General features: G+C 66.6%; 19 protein-coding genes. 8 read left to right on the top strand and 11 right to left on the bottom strand.

All coding sequences use genetic code 11. The features are described 5' to 3' along the window. Nucleotides 1–84 precede the first annotated feature (84 nt). Nucleotides 85–846, top strand: a complete 762-nt coding sequence (locus C1I97_RS14505; protein WP_111003631.1) for a phosphoglyceromutase — start codon at nucleotides 85–87, stop codon at nucleotides 844–846. An 80-nt stretch (nucleotides 847–926) separates the two neighbouring features. Here C1I97_RS14505 and C1I97_RS14500 read toward each other — a convergent pair whose 3' ends face one another. From C1I97_RS14500 to C1I97_RS14455, 10 genes are all read right to left on the bottom strand, one after another. Beyond that, entirely contained in the window at nucleotides 927–2,174 is a 1,248-nt protein-coding gene (locus tag C1I97_RS14500) for a tyrosine-type recombinase/integrase (protein ID WP_111003630.1), read from the bottom strand. Next, nucleotides 2,174–2,413 carry a helix-turn-helix transcriptional regulator gene (locus C1I97_RS14495; RefSeq protein WP_073934353.1) on the bottom strand — a complete coding sequence of 80 codons (240 nt, stop codon included), beginning with the start codon at nucleotides 2,411–2,413 and terminating at the stop codon, nucleotides 2,174–2,176. Before C1I97_RS14495 ends, C1I97_RS14500 begins: the two co-directional genes overlap by 1 nt. Then, a complete protein-coding gene (locus C1I97_RS14490; RefSeq protein WP_111003629.1) occupies nucleotides 2,406–3,704 on the bottom strand; it encodes a replication initiator in 1,299 nt (432 codons plus the stop codon). The genes C1I97_RS14495 and C1I97_RS14490 overlap by 8 nt, the downstream gene beginning before the upstream one ends. A gap of 161 nt (nucleotides 3,705–3,865) precedes the next feature. Further along, nucleotides 3,866–4,111: a SpdD protein gene (locus C1I97_RS14485; protein ID WP_111003628.1), complete on the bottom strand. Its 246-nt coding sequence runs from the start codon at nucleotides 4,109–4,111 to the stop codon at nucleotides 3,866–3,868. A 25-nt stretch (nucleotides 4,112–4,136) separates the two neighbouring features. Continuing rightward, nucleotides 4,137–4,331: a hypothetical protein gene (locus C1I97_RS14480; protein WP_111003627.1), complete on the bottom strand. Its 195-nt coding sequence runs from the start codon at nucleotides 4,329–4,331 to the stop codon at nucleotides 4,137–4,139. A gap of 15 nt (nucleotides 4,332–4,346) precedes the next feature. Beyond that, a complete protein-coding gene (locus C1I97_RS14475; protein WP_111003626.1) occupies nucleotides 4,347–4,538 on the bottom strand; it encodes a mobile element transfer protein in 192 nt (63 codons plus the stop codon). An 11-nt stretch (nucleotides 4,539–4,549) separates the two neighbouring features. Beyond that, nucleotides 4,550–5,206, bottom strand: a complete 657-nt coding sequence (locus C1I97_RS14470) for a DUF2637 domain-containing protein (protein WP_111003625.1) — start codon at nucleotides 5,204–5,206, stop codon at nucleotides 4,550–4,552. 87 nt (nucleotides 5,207–5,293) lie between these two features. Beyond that, on the bottom strand, nucleotides 5,294–6,670 hold the full coding sequence (locus C1I97_RS14465) for an FtsK/SpoIIIE domain-containing protein (RefSeq protein WP_111003624.1): 1,377 nt from the start codon (nucleotides 6,668–6,670) through the stop codon (nucleotides 5,294–5,296). Continuing rightward, nucleotides 6,670–7,026: an SCO3933 family regulatory protein gene (locus C1I97_RS14460; protein ID WP_111003623.1), complete on the bottom strand. Its 357-nt coding sequence runs from the start codon at nucleotides 7,024–7,026 to the stop codon at nucleotides 6,670–6,672. Before C1I97_RS14460 ends, C1I97_RS14465 begins: the two co-directional genes overlap by 1 nt. Nucleotides 7,027–7,193: 167 nt before the next feature. Beyond that, nucleotides 7,194–7,982 carry a GntR family transcriptional regulator gene (locus tag C1I97_RS14455; RefSeq protein ID WP_111003622.1) on the bottom strand — a complete coding sequence of 263 codons (789 nt, stop codon included), beginning with the start codon at nucleotides 7,980–7,982 and terminating at the stop codon, nucleotides 7,194–7,196. Between the two features lie 111 nt (nucleotides 7,983–8,093). Here C1I97_RS14455 and C1I97_RS14450 point away from each other — a divergent pair, with 111 nt between their 5' ends. The 6 genes from C1I97_RS14450 to C1I97_RS39265 all read left to right on the top strand — a co-directional run bounded on the left by C1I97_RS14450 (nucleotide 8,094) and on the right by C1I97_RS39265 (nucleotide 13,698). Next, on the top strand, nucleotides 8,094–8,501 hold the full coding sequence (locus tag C1I97_RS14450) for an NUDIX hydrolase (protein ID WP_111003621.1): 408 nt from the start codon (nucleotides 8,094–8,096) through the stop codon (nucleotides 8,499–8,501). A 46-nt stretch (nucleotides 8,502–8,547) separates the two neighbouring features. Then, entirely contained in the window at nucleotides 8,548–8,982 is a 435-nt protein-coding gene (locus tag C1I97_RS14445; protein WP_111003620.1) for an ATP-binding protein, read from the top strand. Beyond that, complete coding sequence (locus C1I97_RS14440) at nucleotides 8,976–9,323, top strand: hypothetical protein (protein ID WP_111003619.1); 348 nt, start codon at nucleotides 8,976–8,978, stop codon at nucleotides 9,321–9,323. The genes C1I97_RS14445 and C1I97_RS14440 overlap by 7 nt, the downstream gene beginning before the upstream one ends. Further along, nucleotides 9,320–9,697 carry a hypothetical protein gene (locus C1I97_RS14435; protein WP_111003618.1) on the top strand — a complete coding sequence of 126 codons (378 nt, stop codon included), beginning with the start codon at nucleotides 9,320–9,322 and terminating at the stop codon, nucleotides 9,695–9,697. The genes C1I97_RS14440 and C1I97_RS14435 overlap by 4 nt, the downstream gene beginning before the upstream one ends. Nucleotides 9,698–10,135: 438 nt before the next feature. Then, entirely contained in the window at nucleotides 10,136–11,569 is a 1,434-nt protein-coding gene (locus C1I97_RS39270; protein ID WP_146608220.1) for a HEPN domain-containing protein, read from the top strand. Nucleotides 11,570–12,270: 701 nt separating this feature from the next. Continuing rightward, nucleotides 12,271–13,698 carry a hypothetical protein gene (locus tag C1I97_RS39265; RefSeq protein ID WP_146608219.1) on the top strand — a complete coding sequence of 476 codons (1,428 nt, stop codon included), beginning with the start codon at nucleotides 12,271–12,273 and terminating at the stop codon, nucleotides 13,696–13,698. A 321-nt stretch (nucleotides 13,699–14,019) separates the two neighbouring features. Here the strand turns inward: C1I97_RS39265 and C1I97_RS39260 are convergent, their stop codons facing one another. Beyond that, nucleotides 14,020–15,189 (bottom strand): hypothetical protein, encoded by a 1,170-nt coding sequence (locus C1I97_RS39260; RefSeq protein ID WP_146608218.1) that lies wholly within the window; start codon nucleotides 15,187–15,189, stop codon nucleotides 14,020–14,022. Nucleotides 15,190–15,791: 602 nt separating this feature from the next. Here C1I97_RS39260 and C1I97_RS42705 point away from each other — a divergent pair. Then, a complete protein-coding gene (locus tag C1I97_RS42705) occupies nucleotides 15,792–16,127 on the top strand; it encodes a helix-turn-helix domain-containing protein (RefSeq protein WP_111003617.1) in 336 nt (111 codons plus the stop codon). Nucleotides 16,128–16,171 lie beyond the last annotated feature (44 nt).

Below are 16,171 nucleotides of genomic sequence, written 5' to 3'. Positions count from 1 at the left end.
TGTGTATAAGAGACAGCCCACACGCCCGTCCGCCTGCCGGGCGGCCCGGACAAGGCCCCTGACCCGTGGATTACGCTCTGAGACATGGCCGACGCACCGTACAAGCTGATCCTCCTCCGCCACGGCGAGAGCGAGTGGAACGCGAAGAACCTGTTCACCGGCTGGGTGGACGTCAACCTCAACGACAAGGGCGAGAAGGAGGCGATCCGCGGCGGTGAGCTGCTGAAGGACGCCGGCCTGCTGCCCGACGTGGTCCACACGTCCGTCCAGAAGCGCGCGATCCGCACGGCCCAGCTCGCGCTGGAGGCCGCCGACCGCCACTGGATCCCGGTCCACCGCTCCTGGCGCCTCAACGAGCGCCACTACGGCGCCCTCCAGGGCAAGGACAAGGCCCAGACCCTGGAGGAGTTCGGCGAGGAACAGTTCATGCTGTGGCGCCGCTCCTACGACACCCCGCCGCCCCCGCTGGACCGTGACGCCGAGTACTCCCAGTTCTCCGACCCGCGCTACGCGGCCCTCCCGCCGGAGCTGCGTCCGCAGACGGAGTGCCTCAAGGACGTCGTCGTCCGCATGCTCCCGTACTGGTTCGACGCCATCGTCCCCGACCTCCTCACCGGCCGCACGGTCCTGGTCGCCGCCCACGGCAACAGCCTGCGCGCCCTGGTCAAGCACCTCGACCAGATCTCGGACGCCGACATCGCGGGCCTGAACATCCCGACGGGCATCCCCCTCTCCTACGAACTCGACGCCGACTTCCGCCCCCTCAACCCCGGCGGCAAGTACCTCGACCCGGAGGCGGCCGCGGCCGCGATCGAGGCGGTCAAGAACCAGGGCAAGAAGAAGTAAGCCCGCACGAACAAGCCCCCTGCCTGCGGTTTCTCCGCGAGCAGGGGGCTTGCTGCTGCCTCTGGGCCGTCTCTGGGCCGTCAGGTGCGGGACGACTCCGGTCGGGCCGTGTCGAAGACGGCGGCGACCGCCTTGCGGGTGCGCTCCTGGCTGGACGGCATGAGGTGCGCGTACACCCGGAGCGTCAGGCCCGGGTCTGAGTGACCCAGGTACTCGGCGAGGGCCTTGATGTTCTCCCCCGCGTCCAAGAGCACCGAGGCGTAGAAGTGGCGGAGGGCGTGCATGCCGTTCTCGCGGGACTCGGCGTACGGGCGGCCCCGCTCGGGCATGGGGATGATGCCGACTGCGGCGAGCGCCGGTTTCCATGCCTCCTCGTTGAGGGACGTCCGCCAGACGTGCCCGCCGCGTGGCCCGGTGAAGATGAGCCGCTTGGTCACCGGAGGGCCATCGGCGACCTTCCACGGCAAGGTGATCTCGACCGGGGGGAACCGCTTCATGTGCTCCCGAAGCGCATCGGCGACAGGGCCGGGAAGCGGCACGTCCCGCAGCTTGCCGCCCTTCGGCGGCGCGAACACGGCCTTGCTGCGGCTCAGCTTCAGTTGCTGGACCACGTGGAGCGTGTCCGACTCGAAGTCGATCGCGTCGACAGCTACGCCCAGGATCTCGCCCTGGCGGAGCCCGCAGCCGCCGCCCAGGTCGACCATGGCTTGGTAGCGCTCGGGCATGGCGGCCCGGACGGCGAAGACCCGCTCGGGCGTCCAGGGCACGATGCGCTTGTTGTCGACGGTCGGCGGACGGACGGACCGGGCCGCACACGGGTTGCGGGGAAGGTGGCCGTCGTCCACGGCCGCGCTGAGCGCCGCGCGCACGTTGGAGTAGATCGTCCGGGCGTACGACCCGCGGATGCCGTTCTCCTGCAACTGCCGCACCCAGTCCCGGATGTGCGCCGGCTGGAAGGAGCCGAGCGGACGCGAGCCGAGGTAGGGGAAGGCGTGCAGCCGTAGTTGCGACTCCATCGAGGCCTGGGTGTTCGGGTCGGCGCCCTGTGTGGCGACCCAGCGCTCGGCGTATTGCTGGAAGGTGATCCGGGCGGCGCGCGGGTCGATGTACTGCCCGCGCGCCATGTCCGCCTCGATGTGCGCCAGCCACTGATCAGCGAGCCGCTTCTGACGGTCGGGGAAGCTCTTGGCCTTCTCCGTGCCGTCCGGGCCGACGTAGCGAGCGCGGTAGCGGAGACCGGATCCGTAGCGCTCGGTCTTGACCTTGCGCACCTTCCCATCCGGGCCGGTCTCGGTTCTGTACCAACGGTCTTGGACGTGCCCGGCCATCAGGCGGCAGCCCCTTCCCGCAGGGACTCGACCCAGGCTTGGACGTCCGCAGGGTCGTAGCGAAGGTGTCGGCCGACCCGGAAGCCGCGGGGACCGGTGCGCTTGCGGCGCCACTGGTAGACCGTCTCGACGCTGGGCAGGTCGAACATCGCCACCAGGTCGTCAGGAGTCAGGTACCGCGACGGCAGACCACGCGGCTCGGAGGCCGCTTCCGCGACAGCGAGGCGTCGGCTACCCATGGGTCGGCTCTCCTTCCGTTCCGGGGGCGGGTTCGAGGGATGCGGCAAGCCAGGCTTCGGCGTCGGACAGACCGGTACCGGCGAACACCCAGTGGGCGAGGACGTACGTCGTGTCCGTCTCGGGACCGTTGGCCGCTGCGGCGGCTTGGGCTCGGCGCCATTCGGCGCGGGCGTCGCGGAGGGCGCCGAGGGTGGTGGAGTAGCGGCGGGACTTGGTGGAGAAGTGGCCGCGGAAGCCGAGCATGTGGGCCCAGGCGCGCAGGCGGAGGTGTTCGAGGTCCTTGCGTGCGCCGAGGGTCCAGGCGGTGCGGATGAGGCGGCGGGCGTGGTCGCTGATGTCGAGCTGGGCCAGTTCGGCGGCGAACTTCAGGGGCCGGTCGAGGGCGCCCGTGGCGGTCTCGGCGCCCTTGGTGGCGTACTTGGCGATGTAGGCGGCGACGGCCCGCTCGGTCAGTTCCTGGCCGTTGTTGAAGTCGGCGGAGCGGATGGTGCGGACGTCGAGTTGGCGGCCGAAGGCGAAGGTGTGGGCGCGGCTGTCGATGACCGGCCCGTCCACGCGTACCTTCGATGTCGCGGCACGGATGGCGTCGGTCAGCAGCTCGGCGGTGGCCCAGGCCGGCGGGGCAGTGTCGCCGCCTCCGGGGCCGTCGAGGCGGATGACGACGTGGAAGTGGACGGAACCGCGTTTCTGGTACTCGGCGACCTTGGCGAAGGACACGCGCGCGTGCTCGCGGAACCGGCGCTGGGACAGGCCCGCGCGCTTGGCGACCTCCCGGCGCAGGTAGGTCGAGAAGCGCCGCCAGAGGGCCCCGGCGTGCGCGTTCCAGAGAACGGCCGCTTCGTAGTCGTAGGTGTCCGGGTCGAGCGGGGAGCCGAGTACGTCGTCGTCCTGGTCGTGGCGGACGCCGCAGCGACAGGGGCGGACCGTTCCGGCCGGACCGGTGGGGCGGTTGTGGACCGGCCCGAAGCTCGGCGCGGTGAAGGTGGCGAAGACTCGAGGATGTGCGGCTACGTGCTCCGGAGTGCCCTTGCCGCCGCGAAGGCCCGAGGTGATCAGGTGGAAGGTGTCGCGGCGGTAGACCTCGGAGCAGGCTGGGCAGCGGGTCGTGCGGCGGTTGTTGCAGCGGACCAGGAGGTGGCCGGCGGGCAGGTCGGCCGAGTCGAGGTGCTGGAGGACGCGGCCGATCTCGCCGGTGGTGGTGTCGACGTCGTACTCGGTGCGGTGGCCGTCGAGGCGGATCGGGCTGGTGCAGCCACCGAGCCCGGAGAGCTGCCGGAGGATACCGGGCAGGGTGCCGTGTGCGGCCAGCTTGGCCAGTTCGGGCAGCGGCGGCGGGGTGGGGCGGGTGAAGATGGCTTGTCTCCTTCTGACTGTTCGGGTCGGGAGCGAGAGCCCGGGGCGGCCGGATGCTTGGCGGTGTCGTGGCCGCCCCGGGGCGAGGCGTATGTGGCTCAGCGGCGGTGGTGCTCGCGGAGCAGGGAGCGCAGGACGACGGCGGCGACGGCCACCGCGACGGCCGAGACGGCGACGGCGGCCAGGAGCGCGGTCAGGACCACACCGCCGGTGAGCACGGCTACGACCGCTCCGGTACTGATCGAGACGGGCGGCAGCGAGCGCCGTACGGGCGACGGATCGACCGGGGTGTGGGTGTGCGCGGGAGGCGGGGTCGGGCTGTCGGGGTACTTGGGCAGGAGCACGGCGGAACCCTCCTTATCTACTCGTCTAGTCATGTGAGCCGTTTATGACGTCCACGCCCGAGCGCGTGCCGGACTCGATGGCGGGGGCGAGGAAGGTGTGCGAGAGCCAGAAGCCGAAGAGGGCGACCAGGACGACGACCCAGGTACGGACGCCGAGGAACTTGACCGCGCCCCAGGCGAAGAAGCCGAGGACGACGACGAGCGGCAGGCTGACGGTCACGGGTTGCGGGTCCTTTCAGCGGACGGGGCAGCGGTGGGTGCGGGCGGCCAGCTCGGCGGCGGCCCGGCTGTCGTAGTCGGCGGAGAAGCCGCAGCGCGGGGCGGTGCAGGCGGCGGTGTGCTTCTCGCGGCCCCGGCCGTCGTACGACGTGCCGACCTGCACGGGGCCGATGCGGACGAGGGCGCGGAAGCGGCGGTTCGCGGTCACGGGAACTCCTTTCAAAGACGGGCGACGATGGCTTCGGCGAGCGGTGCGGGGACGCCGAGGCGGGCGCGCAGGGTCGGGGTGTCGATGGGTGCTCCGGTGCGGTGGTGGTGCTCGGCGGCGACCTTGCGGGCGTGTTCGACGAGCGCGGCCGGGACGGACACGGCAGGCCGCTCGGGCGCAGCCGCGGGGACCGGTTCCGATGGGGCGATCGGCTCGACCGGCTCAGGAGTCGGATCGGGCGCGTCCTCCTGGCCGTCCTGGTCGTCGACCACGTCAGCACTGTCCGGAGCACTGACGGCGGGCGTCGACGCCGTATGGGCGAGCAGCGTGCCGCCGAGGAAGGCGACCGCAGGCCATCCGGCGACGAGGATGCGCAGCCAGGCCGGCACCTGGCGCATGTCGAGCAGTCCGGCGGTGGCGACGTTGGCGCCGAGGGACGCGGCGAGCGCGACGACGAACCAGCACCACCCGGCCGCTTTCGCGTCGCCGGACCGCAGTCGGCGCCAGGCGGCGACGAGCAGCAGGTCGACCGAGACGGGGTAGGCCCACGCCTTCCACCCGTCCTGTCCGGCCGCCGAGGCGACGTCGTGCAGGTGGGCGAAGGACAGCGCCGCCGCGATGACCGCTTGGACGAGCACCGCGTCGACACGGGCCAGGTGAGCACGCATGACGCGGCTCCTTCCGGAATCGGGCATGACGGGGTAGGGACATGGCGTGAGGCGGTCACGCCGACCGAGTGCTGAGGGGGGCGAAGGTCAGTCGGTCACCGGGAGCGGCCGGACAACTGGCGCCGGGATCTCGACGAGCCCGGCGGGAACGTCGGGACGGAACGGCTTCAGCGCGGGCAGCTCGGGCGCGAGGTGCGCCGACTCCTGACAGATGCGGGCCGCATCGCCGAGGGAGAGGTAGGGCGTACGGATGCGGGACCAGCCGCCCGAGGTGTCACCGGCCACGGCCAGACCCGGCCGTTCGGGGGCGATGGCGCAGGCGGCCGTGACCGCCTCGGGTGCGATGTCGCCGAGCGCCATCTTCGCGGATGCTTCATCGTTGACGCGGTGGCAGACACGGCCGGTCAACTGGGCCCGCAGCATCGTGGCGCCCTTGCCCAGCTCGGCGCCGAAGCGCTGCCCGCAGACCTCCAGGTAGATGCCGGCGGCCCGGCCGAGTTGGGCGAGGCGGATGAGCTGGGTGACCATCTCGTCGCGCCGTTCCTCGTCCTTCTTCGTGGCAACAAGGAAGAGTTCGGCCACCTCGTCGACGAACAGCACGACCGGCACCGGCCGTTCGCTCTCGGGCAGCCCCCAGACGTCGGAGGTGATCTCTTCGGCCGGGGTGGCGGGTGCGATGCCCTGCCGGGCTTTGATCAGGTCGTATCGGTCCTCCATCTCCTTGACGAGCACGGGCAGCAGTTCGGCTGCCTGCTCCGGGTCGGTGGCCAGCGCGGAGAGCCGGTCGGTGAACGGGGCCAGCTCCACACCCCGCTTGCAGTCGATGCCGACCAGGGCGACCGGCTGACGGGCGAGTCCGGTGATGAGGTGCCGCAGGTACATGGACTTCCCGGACAGCGTGGCGCCCAGGGTCAGTTGGTGCGGAACGGTGCGGTAGTCGCGTACGAACGGGGTGGCGTCCTCGCGCAGCGCGACCGGCACTTGCAACAGCCCCGCGTCGAGCTTGCGCGGCATCCGCACCCGCCACAGGACGTCGAAGCCGACGAGGCGCAGTTCGACCACGCCCGGCTTGACCGTCGTCACGTAGACGGCATGGACGCCCCAGGCATGCCGCAACCGTTCGGCCGAGGCGGCGACGTCCGCTGGCTCCTGCCCTGGAGCGAGCCGAAGACGGAGCCGTAAGCCGGTCGAGGTGGGCCGGATGATGCCCCGGCGGGGAGGCACGGGCCGCACCTCCCGGCGGGTGGTGGCCTTGACCGCCAGGGCCCGCAGCCGGGACGGCGCCACGGTCAGCCCGCATGCCTCCATCACCGAGCCGTACGAGCCGAGCAGGCGGGCGGTCGATATGGGCAGCCCGACCGCGGACCAGTAGACGGCCGGATGCTTGGCCCGGGCGTAGGCGGCCCCGCCGCCGAGCGCGGCGAGGGGGCCACCCACCTCCAGGATCGTCGTCAGGTCGGTCATCAGGCCGAGGCCCCCACGGCGGCCGGGAACGAGGCCGGGGTGACGGCGGCGGCCCGGTAGGCGATGCCGTGACGCTGCTGTCCGTTGAAGACGCTCTCCCACGGGCGGGCGACCAGCCCCGGCAGCGAGACCGGCGAGCCGAGGACCAGCCCTTCGGAAACGCCGCCCTCCGGAACGGTGACCTTGATCAGCGAGGACTCGCCGTCCTCGATGTAGACGACGCCGAGGGTCATCAGCGCCTCACCGCTCACGGCGTCCTTGGCGACCTCGCCGGTCTGCCGGTCACGGACCTTCGGCTCAGGGGCCTCGGTCAGGAGGATCGTGGCCGCCGAGGTCTCGACACGGATGGTACGCAAGGAAGTTCCCCTATCTACTCGTCTATACAAGAGGCGTTCTGTGAACCCGCTTGTCGGGATCACGCGAACACCTTGCCATACGACTTGCCCACTCGTCTATACGAGTATGCGTGTCGGTGTGTACGAGTTCGGAGAACGACCCCCGCGCACCACCGCCGCTCACGCGATCACGTCGCCGGGAGCTGGTACGACAGGACGTAGGCGTCCGCCGCCATCACCGTGTCGCACACCTCCACGGGCCGCCCCTTGGTGTCGAAAGCGGTCCGGATCAGGTGGATGACCGGCACGCCGGAGGCCAGCCGCAGCGTGCGCACCTCGTCCGGGGAGGGCATCCGGGCACGGATCTCCTCCTCGAAGTGGTCGAGTCGGTGACCCAGCTCTTCGAGCCGGGCGTAGATGCCGCCGGGACCGGGGTTCGGCTCGGCGATCGGCGTACCGCGCGCGATGTCGAGCGGCAGGTAGGAGGTGGCGAACTCCACGGGCCGCCCGTCGAGCAGGTACCGGCGCCGGCGGGCGAGCACGCGCCGCACCGACCCGAGCCGGGCGGAGACGTCCGGGCCGGCCTTCTCCTCCTTCACCTCCAGGCTGTCGACCTGGGGGTGACTGCCAACCGCGTCCGCCTCCACGATGAAGGCCGACTTGCCCTGCTCCCGGTGCCTGCGGGCGAAGCGGTCGGAGGCGAGCCGTCGTACAGGGGGCCGTGGGCGGACGAACACGCCCTTGCCGTGTTCGGCGTGCACGAGTCCTTCCCCTTGGAGGATGGAGAAGGAGTTTCGAACGGTCATACGGGAAACCCCGTAGTGCTCGACGAGTTCGGCCTCGGAGGGGAGCTTTTCGCCCTCGCGGAATCGCCCACGGTCGATGGCCTCGCGCAGCTGGTCGGCGATCTGCCGGAAGACCGCACGATCACTCGTGGGGTCGAGATCACCGAGGATGCCGGAAGGAAGAGGGCTCACGTCGTTGTACTCCTTTAGGTATCTAGACGAGTGGGCGAGTCTCATTGCTACTGTGGAGAGCCTAGTCAGCCGAGAGGGCCGAGGAACGTGAGCACTGACCGCCCGCACTCCGTGAGCGTCGCCGGGGTCGTCGTCGACGACCAGGGCCGTGCCCTCTTGATACAGCGCCGCGACAACGGTCACTGGGAACCGCCGGGCGGTGTCCTCGAACGCGAGGAAACCATCCCCGAGGCACTTCAGCGTGAAGTCCTCGAAGAGACCGGCATCAAGATCGCCCTCCCGGCCACCCTGACTGGCGTCTACAAGAACATGAAGGGCTTGATCGTCTCGCTGGTCTTCCGCTGCGAGGCCGCCGACGGCACGCCCACCACCGGCGACGAGACCCGCGCACTGCGTTGGGCCACTCGTGAAGAAGTCTCCGAGCTTGCCGACGAGGCGTACGCGATCCGCGTCCTTGACGCACTCGACGCGGCGTCCCCGCCGGCCGTCCGCGCCCACGACGGCGTGAAACTCGTCTAGCCCGAACCCGCTGCACATGGCGGCCTACCAGCATGAAGGAACTTGTATGCACGAGTATACGAGTAAGGCCCGGGTCTGGGGGCTCAGTTGCCCAGGATTTCCGGAAGAGGTCAGCAGAGCCCGCCGCTGGACGCGGGACATCCTTCGCGGCTCCCCCTTGGCGGAGGACGCCGAACTGATCGTGAGCGAGCTGAGCGCGAACGCGATCCTTCACACGGCCAGCGGCCAGCAGGCGGGCAGCTTCCACCTGGCCCTCGCGGTCTCGGCTCAGGTCATCGCCCTCTCGGTCACGGACGACGGAGGCACGAGCACGGCCCCCAAGGCCGAGCACCAGGACCAGCACGCCGAACACGGCCGAGGCCTGGGCATGGTCAGCGCCCTTGCGCACCGGGTCATCGTCCACCGCAGCCAGACCGGCCACACCGTCACCGCGGAACTGTTCGCCGCACCGCGAGGATCGGCAGGAGGGCACCCGTGCTGACATACACGCATCCCGAGACGCCGGACGTGGGCAGCCAGCCTCTCCCTTACCAGTGCCGGGCCGCCGCCTACCCCCTGGACGAGGTGCGCTCGATCCTGCTGGGATCACACGAAGCAGCGAGCCCGCGACTGGCCCTGCGCTGGTTACAAGGGCGCACCCGTCACATCACCGACCAGCTCGACACCGCGTACGCGAGGCCGGGACTGCACTGGCTGACAGACGAAGCGGAGCACGAACGCGCCCTCGCCTACATGGCCACAGGCACGGGCTACCAGCTCACCCTCTACGACGACAGCACCCGCTACGTGCTCGCGGTCTACCCACCAGGAGCGACCTCATGAACGCGCCCACCCGCGGCTACTGGTGCGAGTGCTGGACCGAAGACCTGACCTCTGCGGAAGGGCCGACGCTCCGAGCTTCCTTCGACGCCTACTCGGCACCGCAGGCAGACCGCTGGATCGCTGTCGTGCTCCGCACCATCTCACCGACGCTCGATTCCGACGCATCCGACGAGGCGTGGGCATGGCTGTACGAGGGACGAGTCAAGACCAGGCAAGCTCTCCTGCGCTCGGAACCCTGCACAGTGACGGTCACGCACGCCAGCACTCGCATCACATGGGTGATCCGACCAGTGCTCTTCCTGCCGTTCGCACACCGTCAGGATGCCGAACTCCCGCCGTGTGCTTACGCCTTCAAACACCGGGCCAGAGACTGAGTTACAACTTTCTCTACTGGTTCAAGGCGGCTCGCTCCGCTCACCGCGCGCGGCCCGGCCCCCGGCCGGGCCTGCGCTCCTGTCTCCGCCCCGCTCCAGCCCGGCCGGCGCCCGGGCCGCGCGCACAGCAATCACCCGCTTGCCGTCAGAGAAGGGGCACGTCATGGCTGGGGCGGTCGGCTCCACGGCTTTAGCCACCTCCCCGGTCCGGGACCCGCGTCGAGCAAGACCAGGGGGCCACTCGTGCACATTGCGGTCAGGCCCAAAGCCTGCCCGAGTTGCCAACCAGCGTACGGCCCCCTGATCATGCTCGACCCCAGACCGGGCAGGCCACCGGCCAAACCCGCTCCGCCGACCTGGTAGACACACGCCGCAGCACTGCCCGAGTTGTTCGTAAAATCCGTCGCACGCGCATACCACTCCTGTCAAAGTGTCGGCATGGGAGTGTCTCGCCAGCACATAGCTGATCTTCTGGCCAAAGCCACTGCGACAATCACGGAGGCGCCCGGCACCGACCCATGGACCCACGGCTGGTTCCTGCCTGAGTACCGCCAGTCGGAGGGCGCGGCTCTAGACTCAGCCAATGGCCCAGTGACAATGACACCTGAGGGCATTTCTTCCTATGAAGAGGCAGTCGAGGCGGTGCTCAGTCAAGTATCCGCGCGCGACTGGTGGGACGCGGAAGAGCTCTGGGGGCTAGTCGCCTCCCTTTGTGTAGCAGCGTCCGAAGCCAAGGATCCTCGATCCTTCATCGACAGGAATGTCTCGAAGCTCCTTAAGCCGAGCCCTGCATTGGTGATGTTCCCCGTTGCCAACGTCGAATGGGAGGATACGCCACGTCTACTGGGTAGCAGATGCGCTATCGGTAAGGCGGGAACAGCTCTTGCCGACGTTGTTGCCCAAATGGGCGGACGAGCGGCTGCCGCAAGAGAAATTGTCACGGACTTCGCTAACCAGCAGGGCCATCAGACCCCGCCCGTTTGCTTCGCCACGCTGGTGCCGGGCCAACGTGGGATGGCTTTCAAGCAGGCGTCCAGGCGATTCGAAGCGCTCGTCGATACTGCCCTACTGCTGGACACGGACAAGGAGAGTCACAGGATTTACGCTACTCGCGGATCTTGGAATCGCCCAGGAGTCCGAGGCCTAATGCTCGATCGCGGCGCCGTAGAGAAGGGCATGCAAAGAAAGGATGCGATAGTCGAACTCTATAGCCAACCTCTCATATGTGACGTAGTCGGAAAAGAGAGTAGTCGCCGCTGGTACAGTGCAGACCCGGTGCCGCTACACGCCGTCTTGGCGAACAATGATCTGTGCGATGCGGTCCTAAATTCGCTTTTCAATCCGGGGCCAATCTACCGCCGCCTTGGGGTAGCCGGAAGGTGGTTCTCCGAGGCGCTTTGGTCCTCGAACCTGGATGATGCGACGCTCGCGCTAGGAGTGGCTCTGGATGCGCTGATTGGGGCGAAGAGCGGACTTCCCGGGCGCGCCATGAAAGAGCGCTTTGCTCTATTGGATGCCGATCCGCAATCGCGCTCGATTCGCGCAAAGCGGTATGAGAACCTCTATTCCATCAGGAGCAGAATTGCGCATGGAGGTGTGACTAGCAAGGTTGAGGAGGAAGGATTCATTGAGGGATTTCAGCGGGAAGTCACGTGGGCGGCATGGCGCTTGGTCGCCATGCACGTAGACTTCTCAATTTCGAGCGACGCTGACCTGGAGTCGACTTTCGAAGACTTGCGTTGGGGAACTTCATCCTGGCCCGCTGATGGCAGGGGAGAGGAAATTAGCGCTATGCTGCGAAGGAGGAAAGAAGACAAAGAGGAACACACAGACCTGCGCCCCTGTGGGTGCAGGCTAGGGGTTCCTGAGTGACGCCGTGTGTAACTGCTCATGCCCAGGCCGGGGGCGCGGACACCGTGGCCACCGGTCGGCCATCGGGCGTCGCGAGCGGCATGGCTGAGGCAAGTGAGGTGCAGCGAGGCACACGCGCGCCGGGTCGGCCGGCGCACCCGCCGTGGTGGCTGACTGTCGTCGCTGAGGTTCGTGCCACAACCGTGCCAGATGCTGCGGTCAGCCACGGTCAACGAGGGCTTCTCGCGGTCGATTTTGCCGCCGCCTCACCAGGCATCGAACCGCCAGGTCACCGGCACAGCCTCCCAGCCTCTCTCCTAAAGCGGTGCTCACGCACGAGCGCCCTCCAGGGCCGTCCTGGGGCCGTGGAAGGGCGCTCGACGATGACCAACGTCGACAACTGCCGACAGCTCAGCAGGTCATGGCGTTGATCGATTCGGCGGCCGCAGGTCACGGCCGCCGGTGGTCAGTTGTGGCTGTGCAGAGGAGCCTGTCACCGTCCCCGAGAGGGCCGACCAGTGGCCTCGTCGCGTCCGCCAGGCAGCATCGCAGCGGCCCAAAACCCGCCAGCGAGGAAGTGTCCCTAGCTCTCCGGCACGCCCGTCCCATGCCGGCATCGCAGCAGGCGGTCTTGTGCCTGTCTGCATCCGCATCTACGGTCGACCTCCTCAAGCAGTGCTGCGCCCTTGGGGGGAAGCGTGCATCTTGACTTCAGTGCCTTAGTGCGCGAGCTGGGGACGCCTTCCAAGCTCGTTGTCAGCTCGACGCCGGAATTGGCCGAAGAGGTCGAAAAGGAAGCTCGAGAGCGCGTCGGACCGAAACGCGGTGCTTCTTATCTCTACCGCAAGCCAGTGTACGCAATCCCATCAGAATTATTTACCGGAATAGAATCCAGCCCGGCAGAGGTTCTGCGCGAATTAGGGTTGGCCACCACATTCGTTACAGCATCGCCTTTCGCTGACATAGCTCGCCACTGGGCGCATGTACGATACTGCGCTACCCTCAGGAGCAATAGAAAAAAGGTCTTGGCCCTGACTCAGGCGGGCTCCGACATAGTGCACCACCATAAAGTGGCACAATCAGAACAACTCGGAATTGGCTTAGCTCTGGTGGTGGCCAAAAGGGTCCTTGAGCGGAAATACCCCGGCTGGCTGTTTTCGAGCGTTGACGTGGATGTGGCACTCAACGCTGGATTCATTGAAGGGGTAGGCCTAGTCCGCCAGAAGAACAAGGCGACAATGCGTCCCGATTATTTCTTGGTCGGCCGTCGCGCCGAGGGCGGAAACTCAGGATGCAAGGTGTATGTCTTGGAGTGCAAGGGGACCCACGGGAACGCGTACCATTCGAAGCAGCAGTTGGCCACAGCTTCTCTTCAAGTAGGTTCCATTGAGGTAGGCGCTCGAACGTTGCCGAGCCTCATCGTTGCCTCTCGTCTGTCCACGAAGGGTGTTTCCGTAGACGTACTCGACCCGCCTGGCGATGACGACTTATGGGACGGGGAGTCTGAAGAGTTCGATGCATTAATATCTGAGGATCCTGGACCCCAGCAGTGGACATCGGGCAAGCCCACCTTCGAACAGTTCTTTGCACGGCAGCGAGAGCTTCTAGGGGTCGGAGAATTTCAATCCAATGAAGCAGACTTAGAGGTTGCACGCACTGAGTATGAGGCAAGCGTGGGTGAACTGCCTGTCCTATTCCAGGTGCCTGAGGACGGCAAAAAATGGCTATTCCGAATTCTGGCAAGAAATGCGACTCACTCTGTTCTGCGATTCGCGGGCGACAACACTGCTGCATCACAATTCGCCTCAACAAGAACCGCAGACTATCAGCGCTTACCCTTAGATGACCTAGCCCCAGACTGGCAGACGTTTACAGTCAGCTCCGAGTCCAACATTGATTCACATCGGTTTGTTGGCGTCGAGTATTCCATGCCACTCCCCAACGGTGCATCTCTCGAAATCTTCAGAGGGGTCGAAAAGGGGATGTATGAACGTCTTCGTGAAGGAAGAGTCAGCGCCTACCTGCGGAGAGCTCGCCAACTTCGCGGTTCGTGGGCGCCTGTTGTCACTGGAGCAGCTGCGAACGGTCCCCAGCACCAGGCTGTCTCGGTCGGAAGCGACGGAACCGGCCTGCGGATCCGTGTGGTGTAGTTGCTGCTGGCGCGCCCATCCCGGAACCGCCGGCGGAGGCAGGCTGGGCCGCCGGGTATTCAGGTCCCTGGGTGCACTCGCTCGGCAGGAGGGGCAGGGGTGGTCTAGCGGCAGCCGCTGGGCCGCCCCGGGCCGTCCGAGGTCACTCGCCGCCGACTGACAACGACAGAAGCCACGGCATCTGATCTGGTCAGAGCAGTGGGCTTCTTTTGTGCCGCTGGTCGGCGGAAGGGCTGATCAGTAGACCGACCACCGATCGCAGTTGCCGGCGCTGCCACGCCCATTGAGACTCCGCCGACCTCGTCGTGTCAGCGATGACAATCAACGCGATTTCTTCTTAGTATTGCTAAGAAATGGGGCAGCCTCCTGCAGTAGAGTCGCAACATTTTGGGCTTTGCGGTCCTCAATCGGAGGTGTTTCTCGACTTGTACACCGGGAATCGATTTCCCTAAGGATTAGATGCCGGAGTAGCGACCTCAGGATGGCGAACGGAACCGGCGCAGAAGCCTTGTATCCAGCATACGCCCCTACGGCCTGATTAATTGAGTCTACTGCCCTTTCACCTGAATGCACAAAACCTGAGCGTGCAGCGTATGATTTCTTTAGCGCCTTTTTGAGTTCATCGACATTTGAGTTGACATCTCCTATACGCGGCCCTGGATGCCAAGATCCGCCCGTGACGCTTCCCCTGGCCCAGTCAATGTCCGGCACCCATACGGATAGTTCTTGCTCAAAGAACGCGTCGGTGATCCCCCGCGTGGCGTATTCGGAGAATCGCTCACCTAGCCTCATATGCGCGTTCTTTTCCAGCAGCTTCGACCTGAGCGCTTCCGCCTGTTTATCCGATAGCGCTTGCGCCTTGATGAATTTTTCCCAGCTTCTAGCCTGATCCCAGACTTCCCAACTGGGACTGAAGTCGTGAAACTCTCCAGCAAGGGTTTCGATTCCCGCTACGATCAGTGTATAAGCTGCTGCGAGGTCTGCCGCGAAAAGGAGGCAGGCGCCGTAGTGAAGCCTCATGGCAGCGTTAATGACTTCCGATTTGCGATCATCAAGGGATCGTATGCCACCCAGAAGATCGCGGAATTCCCCATCTAAGTCGAAACCTTCATCAAGCGGACCCATGAGCCGACGATCAGGGAGATCAGACATGGACAAGAAAACCTTTCGGTTGGGCTCTCCCTCCATGGTGAGCGGCTGGGCAGGTATCACTTCAACCCTTCGGTCTGTCACGAGGGTTAGCGCCGCACCTATGTCGTCGGGCAGTTCAAAAGAATTCCCACCGGCATCAAGCCATCCCATCACATGGAGGTGTTGGTAAGTTGACCCCGGTATGTAGATGTGACTTGCTGGCTCTATCCGCAACAGGCCTTCCGTTTTGACCTGATTGGGGCCAGGTATGAGGATTTGTCTAAATGATTCAGCGAACTTGAATTCCTTCTTCGCTATGGCTCTGTCAAGCCGGTTCAGCCACCGGGTCAGATTCTGCATGAGCAAGATTATGCACGCACAGGGACGCCATCGTTGGCATTTTCGTACCCTCTGACATCAAATGAGACGTGCTACAGGAGCGAGGGGCCAAGCCGCAGCCCTGCACCACAAGCGCACCAGGTCGAGCGGGGAACTGCGGGGAACCACGGTGAAAGCCGCCAAGCGGGACGAGGCAGCACCAGGGCCGTTCGCCCAGGTGAGCGCGAAAATCCGCCGCAAATGATCGCAGCTTCCCAAGCTGAGGGCTCGGCCGGCCGCCGTCGCCAGGCGCTGGCCGTCGGTACCTGCTCTGGTCGACGGCACAGGCAGCATGGCTGAGGCCGGTGGGGGTGCAGCGAGGCACACGCGTACGTGATCGGTTGGCACACCCGCCGTCGTGGCGGACTGTCGTCGGCTGAGGTTCAGACAGGGCGCATCGAAAGTGCCGCCCGTCGGCCGAGCGAGACAAAGCTGGGCCGTCTCTGGGCCGTCCGAGGGCGCTCGACAGTGGCCAATGACGACCAACGACGACCACCAGGCGCACGGGCCTACCGTCTCTGAGCAGCGAAAACGCAGCTCATCAAGATCCCCGGCAAGACCCAGGGCAAGAAGAAGTAAGCGGTATGGATCAAGCCCCCTGCCTGCGGTTTCCTCGCGAGCAGGGGGCTTGTTGCCGCACTGGGGTCGCCGTCATCAGCCGCCGCCGGCACGTCTCGCTCAGCGTGCCGCGGACCTGGCGGCTGCTGCGGCAGAGGGGCTGCACGGCGCAGGTGCCGGTGCACCGGGCCACCGAACGCGACGAGCAGACGGTGGCCACCTGGGGCGAGGAGTCCGGCCGGTGGTGGAACGGCGGTGAGGGAGCAGGACGCCTGGTTGTGCTTCGCCGACGAGTCCGGCCAGGGCCCTGCGTCCGCCCCGGGCCCGCGCCTGGTCTGCCGGGGGCATCACTGCGGTGGTGAGGGGCACCGGCAGACCAGGCGCGGGCCCGGGGCGGACGCAGGGC

Origin of the sequence: Streptomyces sp. NTH33 (assembly GCF_003236365.1) — a bacterium.
GTDB lineage: Bacteria > Actinomycetota > Actinomycetes > Streptomycetales > Streptomycetaceae > Streptomyces.
This window is presented reverse-complemented; position numbering and strand designations above follow the sequence as displayed.